Here is a 15,510-nt window from a genome sequence, read left to right as displayed (position 1 = left end):
TAATTCATCCTTGAAATGTTTTATTGGATTTCATTTTATCGCTTTTCGTTGTTCAATGCAAATCAATAAATTAAATGAATGGTGTAGGTGCTTCATGAAACTTTCGAATCGATTACAGCGAATACATGATCAAATTCCCGAAGGCAGCCGCTTGGCTGACATTGGCTCGGACCACGCTTTGCTTCCAGTAGCTGCAGTACGCAGCGGAAAAGCAGCAAGTGCAGTAGCCGGTGAAGTGAACCCTGGCCCTTATGAAGCTGCACGTAAGCAAGTCAGCGATGCAGGTCTGAAGGAACGTATTATAGTACGGCGTGGGGATGGATTGGATGTCATCTCTGCAGGAGAAGTGGATGTTGTGACCATTGCCGGGATGGGAGGGGCACTAATTGCCTCCATTCTGGATCGTGGTCTCTCTAAACTTGATGAGGTCAAGCTTCTTATTTTGCAGCCTAATGTGGGTGAAGATATTCTCAGACGTTGGTTGCTCGAGCATCACTGGGTGGTGGTTGCAGAACAACTGCTTGAGGAAGATGGCAAAGTGTACGAAATCATTACAGCAATGCCGCAAGAACTCAGTCCGATCGCCAATGAGGAAGTGTATCGCGCACGTCCCCTTGAAGGCGGGGTAGAATTGACATCAGATCTGCTGCTTCGCATGGGGCCTTATTTAACAGACCGTCCAACGGATGTGTTTTTTGCCAAATGGGAGAGCGAAATTGTCAAGCTGCAAAGCGTTGTTCAGTCCATTTCCAAATCCGATCAGGAGTCTTCCCGGGAGAAGGCGGCAGAGGTAGAGCAGCTAATTGTGAACTTGAAGGAGGTACTCTCATGTTTGCGAAAGGTCAAACGGTAATTCAAATGATGGAGCAGCTTGCTCCCAAACATCTGGCCGTGCCGGACGATCGAATTGGTCTTCAGCTTGGCAGTTTGCAAAAGGAAATTACACACGTGCTTATCGCGCTTGATGTTACGAACGAAGTTGTTGACGAGGCGATTTGCATTGGGGCCAATTTAATTATTGCGCACCATGCTATCATTTTCCGTCCGGTCAAATCGTTGAGCACCGACACTCCCATGGGGAAATTGTATGAAAAGCTGATCAAGCATGATATTGCGGTATACATTAGTCACACCAATCTGGATGTGGCTGAGGGCGGCATGAATGACTGGATGGCCGAGGCCATTGGAATAGAGAGCAAGGAGTCACTTGAGGATGTACATACAGATCATTTGTACAAACTGGCTGTATTTGTACCCCGTACTCATCATGAGCAGGTGCTCCAGGCCATTCTCGAAGCTGGGGCTGGCAGTATTGGTCAGTACAATAAATGCAGCTTCAATACGGAAGGCATAGGCACTTTTGTCCCGGGAGAGGGGACACAGCCTTTCATCGGTACAGAGGGACAGATGGAGCGTGTAGAAGAAATACGGATTGAGACGATCGTACCGCAGAGTTTGCGCAGCAAGGTTGTTCAAGCGATGCTTAAGGCTCATCCGTATGAGGAAGTGGCCTATGACCTGTATGCAATGGATTTAAAAGGCCGTACGCTGGGCCTGGGGCGCTTGGGACCACTCAAACTACCAAAGACACTCGGTGAGCTGGTGGAGGTCGTGAAGGCCCAACTGGATGTGCCTTACGTCCGGGTAGTAGGCGATCTTACTCGGCAAATCAAAAAAGCAGCAGTGCTTGGCGGTTCAGGTAGCCGTTATACCCTTCCTGCACGATTTAAAGGTGCTGATGTCATCGTGACTGGAGACATTGATTACCATACGGCTCACGATGCGTTGATGGCGGGTATGTGTATCATCGACGTCGGGCATAATGCCGAGAAAATCATGAAACCCAAAACGGCGGACTGGCTGCGTTCACGTTTGGAAGACAAACGTTATGAGACGAAAGTAACTGCATCAGAGGTAAACACGGAAGTATTCCAGTTTATCTAAAAGCTCTGGGGTTCATTGCTTCCAGTAAGATTAAGCTTGTTTGTAAACTCAAATGCCTGTATACTATGTAATGTTGTTCGGAAAGCTTGACAGACAATCGCTGGTGGCCTTCGTTGCCACGAGAGGAAAGTCCGGGCTCCACAGGGCAGGATGCTGGATAACGTCCAGTCAGCGCGAGTTGAAGGATAGTGCCACAGAAATGGACCGCCGATGGCCGGATTTTCCGGCACAGGCAAGGATGGAACCGAGGTGTAAGAGACCCCGAGGAACGCTGGTGACTTCGTTCCTGGTAAACCCCATCTGGAGCAAGACCTAATGGGACACAGTCGACTCTTCGGAGAAGACAGCCTTAGCCCGAGGTGTGTCTAGGTTGGTCGCTTGAGCTGTGCAGCAATGTATGGCCTAGATAGATGATTGTCGCTTGTGGTGGGAGGGTAGTTCCCGTCTGAACCACGAAGAGCACAGAACCCGGCTTACGGTAAGCTTTCCTAACTACAACACAACAGTAATAAGTACAGTCCACTATCAGTCAAGGGCAAACAGAACGATTGTACCTGATGTGCCTGACTGATCAGAAGGACGCCATTACATTTCAAAAGACTTCTTCCTGCTCTTGCAGGTCATATAAATAAGGCGTCAGACTTCGAGCTTTCTCGGGTCTGACGCCTTATTTTTGTTGTTAGTTTGTGCGGAATGAAAAATGGTTTCTAATGATACAGTGGATGACAGTTTGTTACAGTGTAACTACACTGTCCGACTGTAATGATGCATGCCAGCGTTGAATGGCGCGATCCATACGCTCTACAGCCTCAGGAAGCAGATCTGGATCGGTATGGGTGAAGTTAATCCGCATACGGTTGAGCTCCGGTGTACCTGCATAGAAGGAATCTCCAGGTACGATGCATACTTTCTCTTGAATTCCATAAGTGAACAGATTGCTGGCCAGCATGCCCTCAGGCAGTTGCAGCCATAGGAACATACCGCCTTGTGGTGAATTCCAGGAAATACCTTCCCACGCTTTTGCTGCCATTAGAGTGGTCATTTTTTTCATCCGTTGTTCATAATCCTGTGAGATATTGCGAATATGCCCGTCCAGATCGAAAGACTCCAGTAGCGCATGAAGTGCTCTCTGGTCAATGCTGCTGGAATGCAAATCTGCACCCTGTTTGGCGCGGGCGGCTATTTTGATAACATCCGGAGCAGCCAGTATCCAGCCAGTGCGGAGGCCTGGAGCTACTGTTTTGGAGAATGTGCTGGTGTAGATGACATTGGACGGTCCCTCGTAGGATGCTGCATCCAGCTGCGCCAGCGCAGGGGCATCCAGTTGTTCCGGTTTAAAACGTATTTCACCATAGGGGTCGTCTTCCAGGATCAATACCCCATATTTCCGGCACAGGTCCACGGCTTGTTGCCGTCTCGCTCGAGACCATACTTTGCCCGACGGGTTAGAGAACGTAGGATTGATGTAGACGAGCTTGGGACGATGCAATTGCAGCTGTTCTTCCAGTGATTCAGGCAACATTCCGTCATCATCACAAGCAACACCTTGCGCTTCAGCCTGATAGGAATGAATGACTTGAAGCGCAGCCAGATAGGTTGGTGATTCAACTAGTACGCTGTCGCCTGGATCAAGCAAAATTCGGCATACCAGGTCAATGGATTGCTGGGATCCGGTAGTCAGAATCATATGATCAGGTGAAGCCGGAATGCCTTTGGATTCAAGACGTTCAGCAATTTTGGCACGTAATGGTCGGAAACCTTCCGTCTCTGCATATTGAAGAGCCGCTGAACCGCCCATAAATACTTTTTCGTATGCGTCACGGATAGCTTCAAGCGGGAACGATGTTTGAGCAGGTAAACCTCCGGCAAGCGAAATCATTCCAGGCGCCTGTGCAGCCTGTAACATGTCGCGAACGACAGAGGACGGGGTGTTTTGTGCCATTTTGGACCAAGGGATATTCATATTATTCTCATCTCCTGTTATTCACTGTTATACTGATATTATAAACTATAATAGACGGAATGCAGTATAACAGTAAAATGCTGATCATAACAGTTGGGAGGTGCATGTGTGCATATTGAATTAAAGCGGGGAAGCAGCACTAAATTGTATGTTCAGATTGCACTCACCCTTGCGGACCGAATAAGGTCTGGATTAATCGAGCCTGGTACCCGTTTGCCATCGGTTCGTAAAATGACCACAGATCTGGGCGTCAGTCTGGTCACCGTGTCCAAAGCCTATGCAGAGCTTGAAGCCATACAGCTGATTACCTGTTCCCAAGGGAAGGGGTGTTATGTACGGGGGACGCAGGAGTTGGAGAAAACAGAAGATATGGAGAGGACACACCGTACTCAAGCAAAGAATGAATCCAGCACGCCATGGAACTGGCAGATGGCTCTTGTGGATTATTTGCCCCGGGCTCAGCTATGGAGACATTTTGATGCATCTCCTCAAGTTAGATATGAGCTGCATATGTCGGCCATTCAGCCTGAATTGTTGCCAACGCGAGAGATTATCGATAGTGCCTACCGACTGTCCTCGGATCATCCGGAGCGAATGGCTACCTACGGGTCCTTTCAGGGGGATCGGGAACTCCGTCAGACGTTCTCCGGGCATTTTGCGGAAAGAGGTCTGCGGGTAATGCCCGAACGGATGCTGATAACGAGCGGTACCCAGCAGGGAATCGATCTTGTGGCGCGTACGTTTGTTGGTCCTGGTGACGTCGTTTACATGGAAGCACCAAGTTATACCGGAGCGATTGATGTGTTTACAAGCAGAGGAGCAAAGATCATTACAGTGCCGATGGATGACGATGGTATGCGTATTGATCTGTTAACCCGGTTATGTGATACATACCCGCCTAAATTAATATATACCATTCCTACGTTTCACAATCCTACAGGCATTACGATGAGCGCCAAACGACGTGCACAACTGCTGAATCTTGCTCAGAGTTATCATTGTCTCATCCTGGAGGATGATCCGTTCGCTGATTTGTATTTCCGTGATCCGCCCCCTGCTTCCATTAAATCCATGGATGGGACGGGCCACGTGATATATATCAAGAGCTTCAGCAAAGTGCTGTCTCCCGGCTGTCGAGTGGCGTGTGCGGTTGCAGACGGAAGTGTACTCACCCGGCTTGTTGCTGCCAAATCCACTGCTGATCTCGGGAGCCCGCTGCTCACGCAGAAAGCATTGCAATCTTTTATTCAACATCAATACAGTGCGTATACAGCCCGTCTGAGGGATGAGTTGTATTCTCGTCTGTGTGCCGCAGCGGATGTGCTGGAGGAACATGGTCCTCCGGGGATGTACTGGACTTTACCTGATGGGGGATTAAACCTGTGGCTGCAATTGCCGGATGGTTTGGATATGCGTGAGCTGCACCGCCAGTCACTTGCTGCAGGTGTTTCCTTTTTGCCGGGTTCTGCCTGTTATGTGGGGGAAACGGATACGGCGAGTCTGCGGATCTGCTTCACGGTTACGAATATGGAACTGTTATGTGAAGGGCTACAGGTGTTATGCAGGGTTATTGAGAACATTACACCGCAGCAGGGTGGGACAACGGCGGACAGGCTCCCGCTTATTTAATTTTCTCGAACACGGACATACATCCAATCCACATTGGACCATGTGCAATACGTTATAGTATCACTTGAAAGGGAGTTGGTTTGAAATGAACCATTTCTGTCCACCGCTTTGTCCGATTGTATGTGACCCGATCCAGGTTGTTGAAGATTACTACATCCCACAAATCGTACCCGTAATTCACCCGATCGAAGTCATCAAAAAACATCACTGTGTGCCAATTCATCATCACATGTATCCTGTCGTGGTCAAAGAAGAAGAACCTTGTTTTGTTTCAAGCCATAACGGTAAGAAAAAATCCGTGAAAAAATCAGGCAAATCCCGCACAACTACTCGCAAGCGCTAGTCGCAGCGGGTGCCCCGGGGGAATAGGTAAACATACCAAAGAGCAGCATACGCCCCGGGGCGCAGCTGCTTTTGTTTTTTTACATTCAGTGTTCGGCTAATGTTTGATGTACTTTTTCATCGCATTATCCATTTGCTGTCTCACATGCTGCGGCCAGAATTGAAGTGGGGCGCTGCTGCCAGAGGCCGCCTCCAATGCTTTAAACACATCGATTTGACCGTAACCGAAATACTTGTCATGACCTGGGTCACCAAGATCTATGACGCTTTGACGCATGAGATCCATAACTTCCGTGTTGGTCAGATCGGGATTGAGCGAGCGAATCAAGCCTGCAAGTGCCGCTACATGGGGGCTAGCCATGGACGTTCCGGACAAGGCTGCATATTGGTTGTTCGGATACGTACTTGCGATGCTGGACCCTGGAGCCGTTACATCCACGTAATCCCCGTAGTTGGAATAGGAAGCTTTGCTCATGTCCGGATCCGTAGCGGATACCGCAAATACTTCCGGATAGGCGGCAGGGTATCCTGGACGCTCCGTATTGTCGTTACCGGTCGCTGCAATTAATACGATATCGCGATCAAAAGCGTATTTGATGGCATCATGAAGAAATTGGGCATCGGCGTAATTCCCCAAACTCATATTAATGACCTTGGCTCCATGATCAGCGGCCCAAATGATGCCTTCGGCAACGGCATAGGTTGTGCCTGAACCCGAATTGTCCAGCACTTTAACAGGAAGTACCTTGTTATACCAGCTCATGCCTGCTACACCTTCGTTATTATTCACAACAGCGCCGATGATGCCTGCTACATGTGTACCATGGCCCACATCATCAAGCGGTTTGCATGCTGGATCAACAACGTTATAACCATCCAGCAGCTTGCCCTTCAAATCGGGATGAGTCAGATCGACGCCGGTGTCTACCACGGCAACGATAACATCCTTGTTGCCCTTCGTAATATTCCAGCCGCGGTTAGTCTCAATGGCGGGCAGGTTCCACTGGTAGTCGGAGAACAAGAGATCATTGGGAACAGTTACATCTTGTTCAGGTAAGGTCTCATTGGTTAAATACATGTAGTGGGGTTCCATGTACAGCGGATTCCATTTACGTTCAAAATAAGCATGCAATTGCTCATAATTCATATGTTCTGACCGAAAAACATACGTATATCCAAGCTTACGTGCCGATTGAGTGCGCAGATCGGATTTAATGATGCGCATATCCCGCTCCCCTGGCTCCTGACGGAAACGGATGACGATTTCATTTTCGTAAAAATGACTGGCATTGGCGTTATCATGCCCTGTCTTTACGGTGATTTCGTTAAGGGTGTCGGGGTGTACAGATTCGATTTTGAACTTGCCTTCCCGCGGATAAGGGATCATGCGCAAATTTTTGCGCTGGTGCTGCTCGACAGCATTCAGGACATTTTGGCTAAACAAAGCGATGACTGCTCTTTTTCCATCTTTGGAAGGCTGCCCCATGACAAAAAACTTTTCTTTCCCCAGAGGAAAGGATGAAGATTCGAAGCTTTGACGTTTACTCACGGCTTTTTTGGCCAAGGCGAGAGAATGTTCCAGCTTCTGCTGTTCCACTTTGCTTCCTTTTGCTGCTGTTTTGTCAAAGTGCCGACTGTGTGATCCATTGGTATTCATTATATCAATAGACCGGATATGATCATGTGTTTGTTGTAGTTCATTAACGTATTTGCTTATTTGCACATCATTCATTTTGGAGGTCTTCTCAAGCATGATGCTAAGGTGCTGTTTGGCATCTGCGCGGGTTAGCAGATCGGTTGACTTTACATCCTGAACTTTGAGACGTTGTTTGCTTGCATGCTCCTCGTGTGGAGAATCGGGCATGGCACTTGGAGTAGGAACAGGACGATTGGACGTTGGAAGCAAAAGTGTCAAGGCAAGTGCGCCTGCACCCGCGGCAATGGCCCAATTAATCCATTTCGGTCTGGACATAAGGGATGGAACCTCCTCGTTTGTTTTGACAATCATCTTACAGTGCTCTAATTTCATCGTTGTCACTGGATATATGTATCGTTAGGAAAAGCGGTTATTTTTATGCAGGTGAAGATCAGGGGAGCTGTGGGTAATGGGCATGTTCAGGGGCAGGAAGGGAAAGCCTGATTAAGGGATACCGCTCGTCATCTTTTTATGGTAGGATAGTAGCTGAGAATTCAAGGTCAGGGGAGAACCTCCCGTTGGCCGATCTATATGTAAGGACTTATTTAAGGGGGAGCTACCTTTATGTCAGCAGCCAATGTACAGAAAACATGTGAGTCAACTAGGGAAAAGTTAAAACCGGCTATCGATCGGATCGAACAATTTTTGAATGAAAATGCCTTGCCTGAACTGGATCAGAATCAGACGGAGGAGTCATCAGCCTTCTACAAAGGATTTCTTTCGGATCTCCGTCATTTGCTCGTTTTTTCTGAAGTTTCTTACGAAAAACTTGGCGTTGTGCTGCGTCGTGCCAATTTTGATGTCGATTTTGCCGAGAAGGCTCTCTATAACACATACCATCAAAGCATAAACAGCTTTTTTTATCCTAAAAATGAATGTTACTCCGAAGATGGAAGATATGCTTACACTGGTCAGGATGCAATCCGTTTCCGTGATAAGCCCATTCGTGCAGTACGGGATGTCATTCTTGAGATATCAAAAACGTACGAAGAATTGCGCGATGACCTGGCATATTATGAAAGTGACTACCTAACGCAGCGTCGGATGCAAAACCAACGCAATCACGCGTAAATCAATTTTTTAACTCATATGCGAATTGGACAAAACCGCCCTTGGGCGGTTTTTTTGCGTTTTCTTCAACTGGAATTGCGGAGAAGGGCCCATGTCATCATCTGGCATTTCGTTGGAGAATAGCTCATTTACGGTGCGGAGACAATAGATGTCGAGGTGATAAAAATGAGCCATGAGAAGCCAATAGTCAAATGCAGTGTTGCTAACTGTCACTTTTGGGGAGAAAACAATTTCTGCCAGGCCGATGCCATCATGATTGACATTGACCAACATGCCACCCGCCGCTTACATGAGGAATTTGCCGGAGAGACCTTTGATTCCGATCATCATGATCATGCACGTACATCTTCTGCGACATGCTGCCACACATTTAGACCGAAATGAGCAGTCATTCCCATTTATATGGAGGTGCTTTGCATTGAATAAGGACCATAGAGATGATTACCCGTTCCATCGTCCAAAAAAAACTTCGTTAGATGAAAAACAGCGTGAACGTGTAGATTATCCAAGACGCAGCCACAAGGAAGAGTATGGTGCAGAGGTAGCACCTACAACTGGTTCTATTCGAACAGAACCAACGGAAAGAACAGATCATACACCTGTAAAGCACGAAGAAGACGGTGTCATGAAATCTACCGGCCGAATCTCCGGTTATATGGGGCTGGCCTTTGGTATTGCTTCCTTGTTCATGTGGTCCATTGTTCTGGGTCCGGCAGCAGCAGTGCTTGGATACTATGCTTATGTCAACGGCCGTAAAACGGCGGGGGCGTGGTCCATTGGACTTGGGGCCGTGGCAACACTCAGCTATTTCTTCATGATTCCATTCGCTCGCTGATACGTAAAAACATGATCTGAACAAGCAATCCTAATGAGCATATAACCGACTGATATGAGTTGCTTGTTGTAGCCTTCTGCTTCCACCTTACTTAAAGGTGATAGCAGAAGGTTTCTTTCGCATTTACGCAATGATGTTGTACAATCGGTTTATTTTTTTGAAAATATTTTGAAAACGATAGAACCTTCCTGTAAAATAATGTAGAATAAAGTCATAATCTACGTTTACATTATACGGGAGTGAATATAACTCATGCAGATTGATCCGCGCGCGTCGCGGCAGTTGCTGGAACTGCAATTGTCCAATAGTCTCAACGAAACAAATGCATCGGATGGAAATTCCGATTCAACGGTGGATTTTGCCAGTATGATGGACGGGCTGCTCGGGACGAATTCAACTTCTTTAAACCATACCGTAGGAGAAGACGTGAACTCTGCTGCGATCTCCAAACGATCCAGTGATGGTCTGTTGTGGCTGCAACTGGGCAGCATGTATAGTCCAGATGCAAGTTCTGTTTCTTCCTCAAACAGTAATGTGGCTTCTTTATCTTCTCTGATAAACATTGGAGTAGTGGATTCGGGTGCATCTGTACCTACGGATTTTGAATCTTTGATTGCTTCAGCGAGCGCCAAATATGGGGTGCCTGAATCTTTGATTAAGGCAGTCATTGATACAGAATCCGGCTTCAATCCAAATGTAGTGTCTTCCGCAGGTGCCAAAGGACTCATGCAGTTAATGGATGGCACGGCAGCAGGGTTGGGGGTAAGTAACGCTTACGATCCCGCTCAAAATATAGATGGTGGAACCAAATACCTTTCTCTTCAGCTCCAGCGTTTTGGTGGCGAGGTGAAGATGGCACTTGCTGCATATAATGCCGGACCGGGACGGGTTTCGAGTTTGGGTGTATCGAATGACGCTGAATTGATGAGTGTACTTAACCGTCTCCCTTCGGAAACACAGGCTTATATCTCCAAAGTGGAGAAAGCGCAGTCGAAATATATGGTGTGAATGGTCTATACCAAAGAAATGGCAAACACAACAGTACGTCCAGTAAAAGATCAAACGCGGGAACAGCAGCCCTTAAATGTGCGTAGTTCCTGTTTGGTCTTTTTGTGTTGAGCGGGGATCGTGTTACAATGCTCACTGTAGATTCCACAACGAAGAGACAAGGAGGGGAACCTCATTTGAAATATTTTGATCATGCCGCAACGACGCCGCCTCATCCGGATGTCATTCGTACAATGACCGAGATTATGGAGGCACAATATGGGAATCCGTCATCGATTCATGGATATGGTGAGCGAGCCCATCAACTGTTGCGCCGAGCGCGATCTGTCTGTGCAGCTGCTATTGATGTGAAGCCGGAAGAAATTATATTTACCTCAGGTGCAACCGAGAGCAACAACCTTGCCATCAAAGGCGCGGCATTACAGTATCAGTCTCGCGGCAAGCACATGATTACAACGGCAACGGAACATGCTTCGGTATATGAAAGTTTTGCACAGTTGCAGCAGTGGGGCTGGGAGGTCACATGGCTTCCCGTGGATTCCGACGGGCTGATTAGCGCCCAGCAGATGATGGATGCCATAAGATCGGATACGGTGCTTGTGAGTTTGATGCATGTGAATAATGAAACAGGAGCTATACATCCAATTGCTGAAATCGGAGCACGTCTGAAAAAGGAAGCACCAAAGGTGCTTTTTCATGTGGATGGGGTGCAGGGCTTCGGCAAGATGGAGGCTAAACCTGCAGCATGGGGCGCGGATCTGTACAGCTTGTCTGCTCACAAGATTCGTGGCCCCAAAGGAGCGGGACTTCTCTATGTACGAAGTGGAGTGCAGCTTACGCCTCTACTGTCAGGAGGTTCCCAGGAGCAGGGACTGAGAGCGGGAACTGAAAACGTACCTTTGCTTGTCGGTATGGCGAAGGCGATGCGTCTCGCAGCAGAACGTCAGGCTGATTTTGCACAGCGTACAACGATTTTGCGAGATCGTATTATGGAGGTCATCGATACGATTCCCGGACTTGTCCTAAATAGTCGTAAAGAGGGAGCACCGCACATAGTTCATTTTTCTTATCCTGGAATGAAGGCAGAAGTGGCGCTTCATACCCTGGAACAACTTGGAGTAACCGTTTCTACACAATCTGCCTGCTCTTCGCGATCAGCAGAACCCAGCAGGGTATTGCTTGCCATGGGCAGGGATAATGCTTGTGCTGCGGGTGGATTGCGTATTAGTCTTGGAGATGAACATACAGAAGAAGATGTGGCTCTGCTCGGGCAGGCTTTACATCAGATGGTGGCGCAGCTGCGCCCGTTGGAAAGGCGGATGTGATTTTAGATGAAATATGATATGCTGCTTCTCCGTTTCGGAGAGTTTATGTTAAAAGGAAAAAACCGTGCCCGGTTCGAAAAAACGATCATTACCCAGGTACGTTCCCTGCTCAAACCGTATCCAGGCGCAAGTCTCCGGAAGGAGTTTGGACGGTTGTATGTCGATTTGGGTGGCGAATCTCATACTGAACTGATTGCTGTGCTGAAACGAGTGTTCGGTGTTATGTCGATCAGTCCGGTTAAAGTGACTCCATCTGAGCTTGATCTGATCGTGGAGACGGCCGTTGCTTTTATGGATGAAAGAGTGAGTGAATTCAAAGAAGGGACTACATTCAAAGTTAATGTGCGGCGTGTATGGAAAGAGTTCCCCAGTTCTTCGCATGAAATGAACCATCTGGTCGGTTCTCCGATTCTTCGGAAATTCCAGCAGTTAAGTGTAGACGTGCGTCAGCCTGACATTGAACTGCGCGTGGAAATTCGGGATCAGGGCACATATATCTTCAATGAGGTTATTCCGGCTGTAGGCGGATTCCCCTTGGGTACGAATGGAAAAGCGATGCTCTTACTATCGGGTGGCATAGACAGTCCGGTAGCGGCATGGTCTTCGATGCGTAGAGGCCTGGAAGTGGAATGCGTCCACTTTTACAGTTATCCGTTCACAAGCCAGCGAGCCAAAGAAAAGGTCATTGATTTGGCGCGTGCCCTTGCTGATCATGCAGGCACAATTAAACTGCATCTGGTTCCTTTTACGGAAATTCAAACGGCATTTACCCAACTGGGACAAGATAACTTGATCATTACACTGATGCGCCGCTCCATGTTACGTATTGCCACCAAGCTGGCTGAACGTGAGCGTGCGCTTGCACTAATTACCGGAGATAGTCTGGGTCAGGTAGCAAGCCAAACCCTGCCGAGTATGAATGTTATTGGGCGTGCGACGGATCTGCCGTTGCTGCGACCACTTGTCATGATGGATAAACAGGAGATTATAACGCTATCCAAACAGATCGGGACGTACGATATATCGATTCTGCCCTATGAGGATTGTTGTACTCTTTTTGTACCGAAATCTCCAACCACGAACCCAAATCTTCGCATTGTGGACAAAATCGAAGCAACCATGAGTCAGTTGCCGGAATGGGTGGAACAGGCAGTGGAGCAGACAGAAACAATTACGCTGCATGCAGGCGAAAACTTTATGGTAACCAATCAGCAGGATGAAGCTAATGAAATGAAAGAAGAGTGGTTCTAAGGACCCGTATTCTGGTTTGAATGACATAATAAGGACTATGTTATCTTCAAGAAGAAAAAGGACTGGCCGATGTATTATCGGTCAGTCCTTTTTATGCTGCCTGTGGTTAGTGGGAGCAACATTTATTAAGCTTAGGAATAGGAGTGCTGCCGCTCTCCACCTGTTTTTTTGCTGCTTGCACGTTTGCGATATCCGGCGAACACAACACCAGCAGTGACGAGAACGATAAATAAGATTCTCAGTGCAGGATGCTCAGTGAAGAAAGGCACAAGACGATGTTCCTCTGTAATCATGTTAGAAGCCGTATACCCCAGTACGATGGCTCCAAGATAAATGATCCAAGGGAAACGGTTAATTAATTTGATGAACAGCGTACTGCCCCAAACGATAATAGGCACACTGATCAGCAGTCCAAGTATAACAAGTACCAGATGCTGCTGTGCTGCACCAGCAACGGCGATGACGTTATCCAGTCCCATGGCAGCGTCTGCGATCACAATCGTTCGCACAGCTACCCAGAGAGAGCTGCCGGCCTTGATATCCGAATGCTCTTCCCCTTGATCTGCCAATAGCTTGTACGCAATCCAGATTAGCAGTAATCCCCCAACAAGAAGTAGCCAGGGCACTTTGAGCAGCCAGAGCACAATCACAGTGGCCACAATGCGAATCAATAGTGCACCGCCTGTTCCATAAAGAATCGCCCTTTTTTGCACAGAAGGGTGCAAATTTCGAGCTGCGAGACCAATTACGATGGCATTATCGCCAGCCAGAATTAGATCAATAAATACAACGTTCAACAACGCTAGCCAAAAAGCGGGGCTAAACAGCTCCATACGATGTCACTCCTTCATATATTTCCAACCCTAAGAAAGCTTGTTCAACGTTTAAGAATAGCATGGACAACTTTGACATACAAGTTAGAGTGGGGGGATGAGAAGCATGGATACGTTATGGCTATTGACCGAAATATTAATGATCAATCTGGTTCTGAGTGGAGATAATGCGGTTGTTATTGCACTTGCAAGCAAGGATTTGCCAGCAACACAGCGCAAGCAGGCGGTGTGGTGGGGAGCTTTCGGCGCGGTTGTTTTACGTTGTGTGTTAACCTTTGCAGCGGTGCTGCTCCTGGGCATTCCTTTTATTCAGGCGGCAGGTGGCCTGCTTTTGCTCTGGATTGCCGTCAAGCTGCTGCTTCAGAATGAAGATGAAGTACATATTCGTAAGGCGTCCACCACCTGGAAAGCAATCCAAACGATTTTGGTTGCTGACTTTGTCATGAGTCTGGACAACGTTCTCGCAATTGCAGCTCTGGCGGATGGGGACCTGGCGCTCACGGTCATCGGGATTGCCATAAGTATTCCGATTGTGGTGTGGGGGAGCGGATTAATTGTCGGTTTGTTGAAGCGATTTCCGATTCTCGTGTTTGCCGGTTCAGGTATTCTGGCCTTCACAGCAGGTGAAATGGTGATGAATGATCCAAAGCTGGGCCAGTGGCTTGGCGGCATGGCAGCTGAGGCACATACATTCCTGCCTGTAGCTATGGCTTGTCTTGTAGTCGCGGTTGGCGGAGCCCATAAATTTGTTCGTCGAAACGTGTAAATTGAATTTGATAAATGAATGATAAATATACCTGTAGACTGCCCTCTTAGGGCAGTTTTTTGTCGTATTCAATGTGCTCTGCAAAATCAGACTGATTCGATTAAGTCATAGTCCGGCCATTTTAGGGTAATACAGGATAAGGGAGGGAGGGGAAGTACGACATTAAGTGTAGTTTTTTGCATACACATCGGCTAAACTAGAAGCAGGCTGGAAACAGTCAGTCATCATGGATGCTTATAGTTTAGCTTACGGGATACATAGCCAAATGTTATAAGAGGTGATTTTGATGAGAAATGAAAAAGCAATTGGGATATTTATATTGGTTGCAGGTATTATCATTTTACTAGGTAAGTTTGGTGTGTTTGGCTTCATTGGACGGCACTTCTGGCCTTTGCTCATCTTGTTGCCAGGTATTGCTCTTCATGCTTGTTATTATGCAAGGCTTACGCCATCCTGGTCACTCGTTCCAGCAGGTACGTTAACCGTCTATGGTCTGTTGTTCGGGATTACGAATACTTGGGGCGGGGGATTGATGAGCAGCCTTTGGCCTGCATTTTTGCTTGGGATTGCCATAGGTTTGCTGGAATATGCACTGGCCGATCATCGAAGACCTGCATTGGTACTTCCGGTTGCACTGGGCGTGGGTGTCCTTTCAATTATTTTCTTCGGATTTACACTGCTCCACACCGGAATTATCTACGTGCTGGCAGTACTTTTGATTATTGGCGGGATGTGGTTGCTGTTTGGTCGTAGACGCCAAGGGAGAGGCTGGTAACATTCCCAGTGGTCTTTCCAGCGAAATATCTTGATTTTTACCTATGATCAACTATAATATAAGGGATATAGG

Annotated in this window: 16 protein-coding genes and 1 other RNA gene; 13 read left to right on the top strand and 4 right to left on the bottom strand. The window is 47.6% G+C overall.

The features are described 5' to 3' along the window. Positions 1–94: 94 nt before the first annotated feature. From Q0V21_RS05730 to rnpB, 3 genes are all read left to right on the top strand, one after another. On the top strand, positions 95–853 hold the full coding sequence (locus tag Q0V21_RS05730) for a tRNA (adenine(22)-N(1))-methyltransferase (RefSeq protein WP_079349645.1): 759 nt from the start codon (positions 95–97) through the stop codon (positions 851–853). Next, positions 829–1,944 carry a Nif3-like dinuclear metal center hexameric protein gene (locus tag Q0V21_RS05725; protein ID WP_079349644.1) on the top strand — a complete coding sequence of 372 codons (1,116 nt, stop codon included), beginning with the start codon at positions 829–831 and terminating at the stop codon, positions 1,942–1,944. The genes Q0V21_RS05730 and Q0V21_RS05725 overlap by 25 nt, the downstream gene beginning before the upstream one ends. Positions 1,945–2,025: 81 nt before the next feature. Then, positions 2,026–2,435, top strand: an RNA gene (rnpB, locus tag Q0V21_RS05720) — RNase P RNA component class A. Positions 2,436–2,677: 242 nt separating this feature from the next. Here rnpB and Q0V21_RS05715 read toward each other — a convergent pair. Further along, positions 2,678–3,907: an aminotransferase-like domain-containing protein gene (locus Q0V21_RS05715; protein WP_301877938.1), complete on the bottom strand. Its 1,230-nt coding sequence runs from the start codon at positions 3,905–3,907 to the stop codon at positions 2,678–2,680. 108 nt (positions 3,908–4,015) lie between these two features. On the opposite strand from Q0V21_RS05715, the gene pdxR reads away from it, so the two are divergent. Together pdxR and Q0V21_RS05705 are read left to right on the top strand one after the other, a co-directional pair. Beyond that, a complete protein-coding gene (pdxR, locus tag Q0V21_RS05710; protein WP_301877937.1) occupies positions 4,016–5,536 on the top strand; it encodes a MocR-like pyridoxine biosynthesis transcription factor PdxR in 1,521 nt (506 codons plus the stop codon). An 85-nt stretch (positions 5,537–5,621) separates the two neighbouring features. After that, positions 5,622–5,879, top strand: a complete 258-nt coding sequence (locus Q0V21_RS05705; RefSeq protein WP_024628454.1) for a hypothetical protein — start codon at positions 5,622–5,624, stop codon at positions 5,877–5,879. Positions 5,880–5,975: 96 nt separating this feature from the next. Here the strand turns inward: Q0V21_RS05705 and Q0V21_RS05700 are convergent, their stop codons facing one another. Then, positions 5,976–7,850, bottom strand: coding sequence for a S8 family peptidase (locus Q0V21_RS05700; RefSeq protein ID WP_301877936.1), 1,875 nt, complete (start codon positions 7,848–7,850; stop codon positions 5,976–5,978). A 288-nt stretch (positions 7,851–8,138) separates the two neighbouring features. Here Q0V21_RS05700 and Q0V21_RS05695 point away from each other — a divergent pair, with 288 nt between their 5' ends. Further along, positions 8,139–8,645 carry a YpuI family protein gene (locus Q0V21_RS05695; RefSeq protein WP_079349640.1) on the top strand — a complete coding sequence of 169 codons (507 nt, stop codon included), beginning with the start codon at positions 8,139–8,141 and terminating at the stop codon, positions 8,643–8,645. Between the two features lie 9 nt (positions 8,646–8,654). On the opposite strand, the gene Q0V21_RS05690 is transcribed toward Q0V21_RS05695, so the two are convergent. Further along, positions 8,655–8,918 carry a hypothetical protein gene (locus tag Q0V21_RS05690; RefSeq protein WP_301878461.1) on the bottom strand — a complete coding sequence of 88 codons (264 nt, stop codon included), beginning with the start codon at positions 8,916–8,918 and terminating at the stop codon, positions 8,655–8,657. On the opposite strand from Q0V21_RS05690, the gene Q0V21_RS05685 reads away from it, so the two are divergent. From Q0V21_RS05685 to thiI, 5 genes are all read left to right on the top strand, one after another. Then, positions 8,829–9,029, top strand: coding sequence for a DUF1540 domain-containing protein (locus Q0V21_RS05685; protein WP_306440240.1), 201 nt, complete (start codon positions 8,829–8,831; stop codon positions 9,027–9,029). The genes Q0V21_RS05690 and Q0V21_RS05685 overlap by 90 nt on opposite strands. A gap of 34 nt (positions 9,030–9,063) precedes the next feature. Continuing rightward, positions 9,064–9,480 carry a hypothetical protein gene (locus Q0V21_RS05680; protein WP_301877935.1) on the top strand — a complete coding sequence of 139 codons (417 nt, stop codon included), beginning with the start codon at positions 9,064–9,066 and terminating at the stop codon, positions 9,478–9,480. 252 nt (positions 9,481–9,732) lie between these two features. Continuing rightward, positions 9,733–10,488, top strand: coding sequence for a lytic transglycosylase domain-containing protein (locus Q0V21_RS05675; RefSeq protein ID WP_301877934.1), 756 nt, complete (start codon positions 9,733–9,735; stop codon positions 10,486–10,488). Between the two features lie 176 nt (positions 10,489–10,664). Continuing rightward, positions 10,665–11,813 (top strand): cysteine desulfurase family protein, encoded by a 1,149-nt coding sequence (locus tag Q0V21_RS05670; RefSeq protein WP_301877933.1) that lies wholly within the window; start codon positions 10,665–10,667, stop codon positions 11,811–11,813. A 6-nt stretch (positions 11,814–11,819) separates the two neighbouring features. Further along, positions 11,820–13,064, top strand: coding sequence for a tRNA uracil 4-sulfurtransferase ThiI (gene thiI, locus Q0V21_RS05665; RefSeq protein WP_301877932.1), 1,245 nt, complete (start codon positions 11,820–11,822; stop codon positions 13,062–13,064). A 131-nt stretch (positions 13,065–13,195) separates the two neighbouring features. Here the strand turns inward: thiI and Q0V21_RS05660 are convergent, their stop codons facing one another. Beyond that, complete coding sequence (locus Q0V21_RS05660) at positions 13,196–13,897, bottom strand: TerC family protein (RefSeq protein WP_301877931.1); 702 nt, start codon at positions 13,895–13,897, stop codon at positions 13,196–13,198. 106 nt (positions 13,898–14,003) lie between these two features. On the opposite strand from Q0V21_RS05660, the gene Q0V21_RS05655 reads away from it, so the two are divergent. Together Q0V21_RS05655 and Q0V21_RS05650 are read left to right on the top strand one after the other, a co-directional pair. Further along, on the top strand, positions 14,004–14,663 hold the full coding sequence (locus Q0V21_RS05655; protein WP_024628445.1) for a TerC family protein: 660 nt from the start codon (positions 14,004–14,006) through the stop codon (positions 14,661–14,663). A 280-nt stretch (positions 14,664–14,943) separates the two neighbouring features. Further along, on the top strand, positions 14,944–15,438 hold the full coding sequence (locus Q0V21_RS05650; RefSeq protein WP_301878425.1) for a hypothetical protein: 495 nt from the start codon (positions 14,944–14,946) through the stop codon (positions 15,436–15,438). Positions 15,439–15,510: the final 72 nt, after the last annotated feature.

It is taken from the genome of Paenibacillus sp. 11B (assembly GCF_030487755.1).
In the GTDB taxonomy this organism is placed as follows: domain Bacteria; phylum Bacillota; class Bacilli; order Paenibacillales; family Paenibacillaceae; genus Paenibacillus; species Paenibacillus vandeheii.
Note: the sequence above shows the minus strand (reverse complement) of the source record. Positions and strands in the feature narration are given on the sequence as shown.

Excerpts from the sequence above, each read along its gene's own strand:
- Q0V21_RS05655 (WP_024628445.1), top strand. The coding sequence starts at position 14,004 with ATGGATACGTTATGGCTATTGACCGAAATATTAATGATCAATCTGGTT.
- Q0V21_RS05725 (WP_079349644.1), top strand. The coding sequence starts at position 829 with ATGTTTGCGAAAGGTCAAACGGTAATTCAAATGATGGAGCAGCTTGCT.
- Q0V21_RS05700 (WP_301877936.1), bottom strand. The coding sequence starts at position 7,850 with ATGTCCAGACCGAAATGGATTAATTGGGCCATTGCCGCGGGTGCAGGC.
- Q0V21_RS05690 (WP_301878461.1), bottom strand. The coding sequence starts at position 8,918 with ATGTTGGTCAATGTCAATCATGATGGCATCGGCCTGGCAGAAATTGTT.
- thiI (WP_301877932.1), top strand. The coding sequence starts at position 11,820 with ATGAAATATGATATGCTGCTTCTCCGTTTCGGAGAGTTTATGTTAAAA.
- Q0V21_RS05730 (WP_079349645.1), top strand. The coding sequence starts at position 95 with ATGAAACTTTCGAATCGATTACAGCGAATACATGATCAAATTCCCGAA.
- Q0V21_RS05705 (WP_024628454.1), top strand. The coding sequence starts at position 5,622 with ATGAACCATTTCTGTCCACCGCTTTGTCCGATTGTATGTGACCCGATC.
- Q0V21_RS05660 (WP_301877931.1), bottom strand. The coding sequence starts at position 13,897 with ATGGAGCTGTTTAGCCCCGCTTTTTGGCTAGCGTTGTTGAACGTTGTA.
- Q0V21_RS05675 (WP_301877934.1), top strand. The coding sequence starts at position 9,733 with ATGCAGATTGATCCGCGCGCGTCGCGGCAGTTGCTGGAACTGCAATTG.
- Q0V21_RS05695 (WP_079349640.1), top strand. The coding sequence starts at position 8,139 with ATGTCAGCAGCCAATGTACAGAAAACATGTGAGTCAACTAGGGAAAAG.
- Q0V21_RS05715 (WP_301877938.1), bottom strand. The coding sequence starts at position 3,907 with ATGAATATCCCTTGGTCCAAAATGGCACAAAACACCCCGTCCTCTGTC.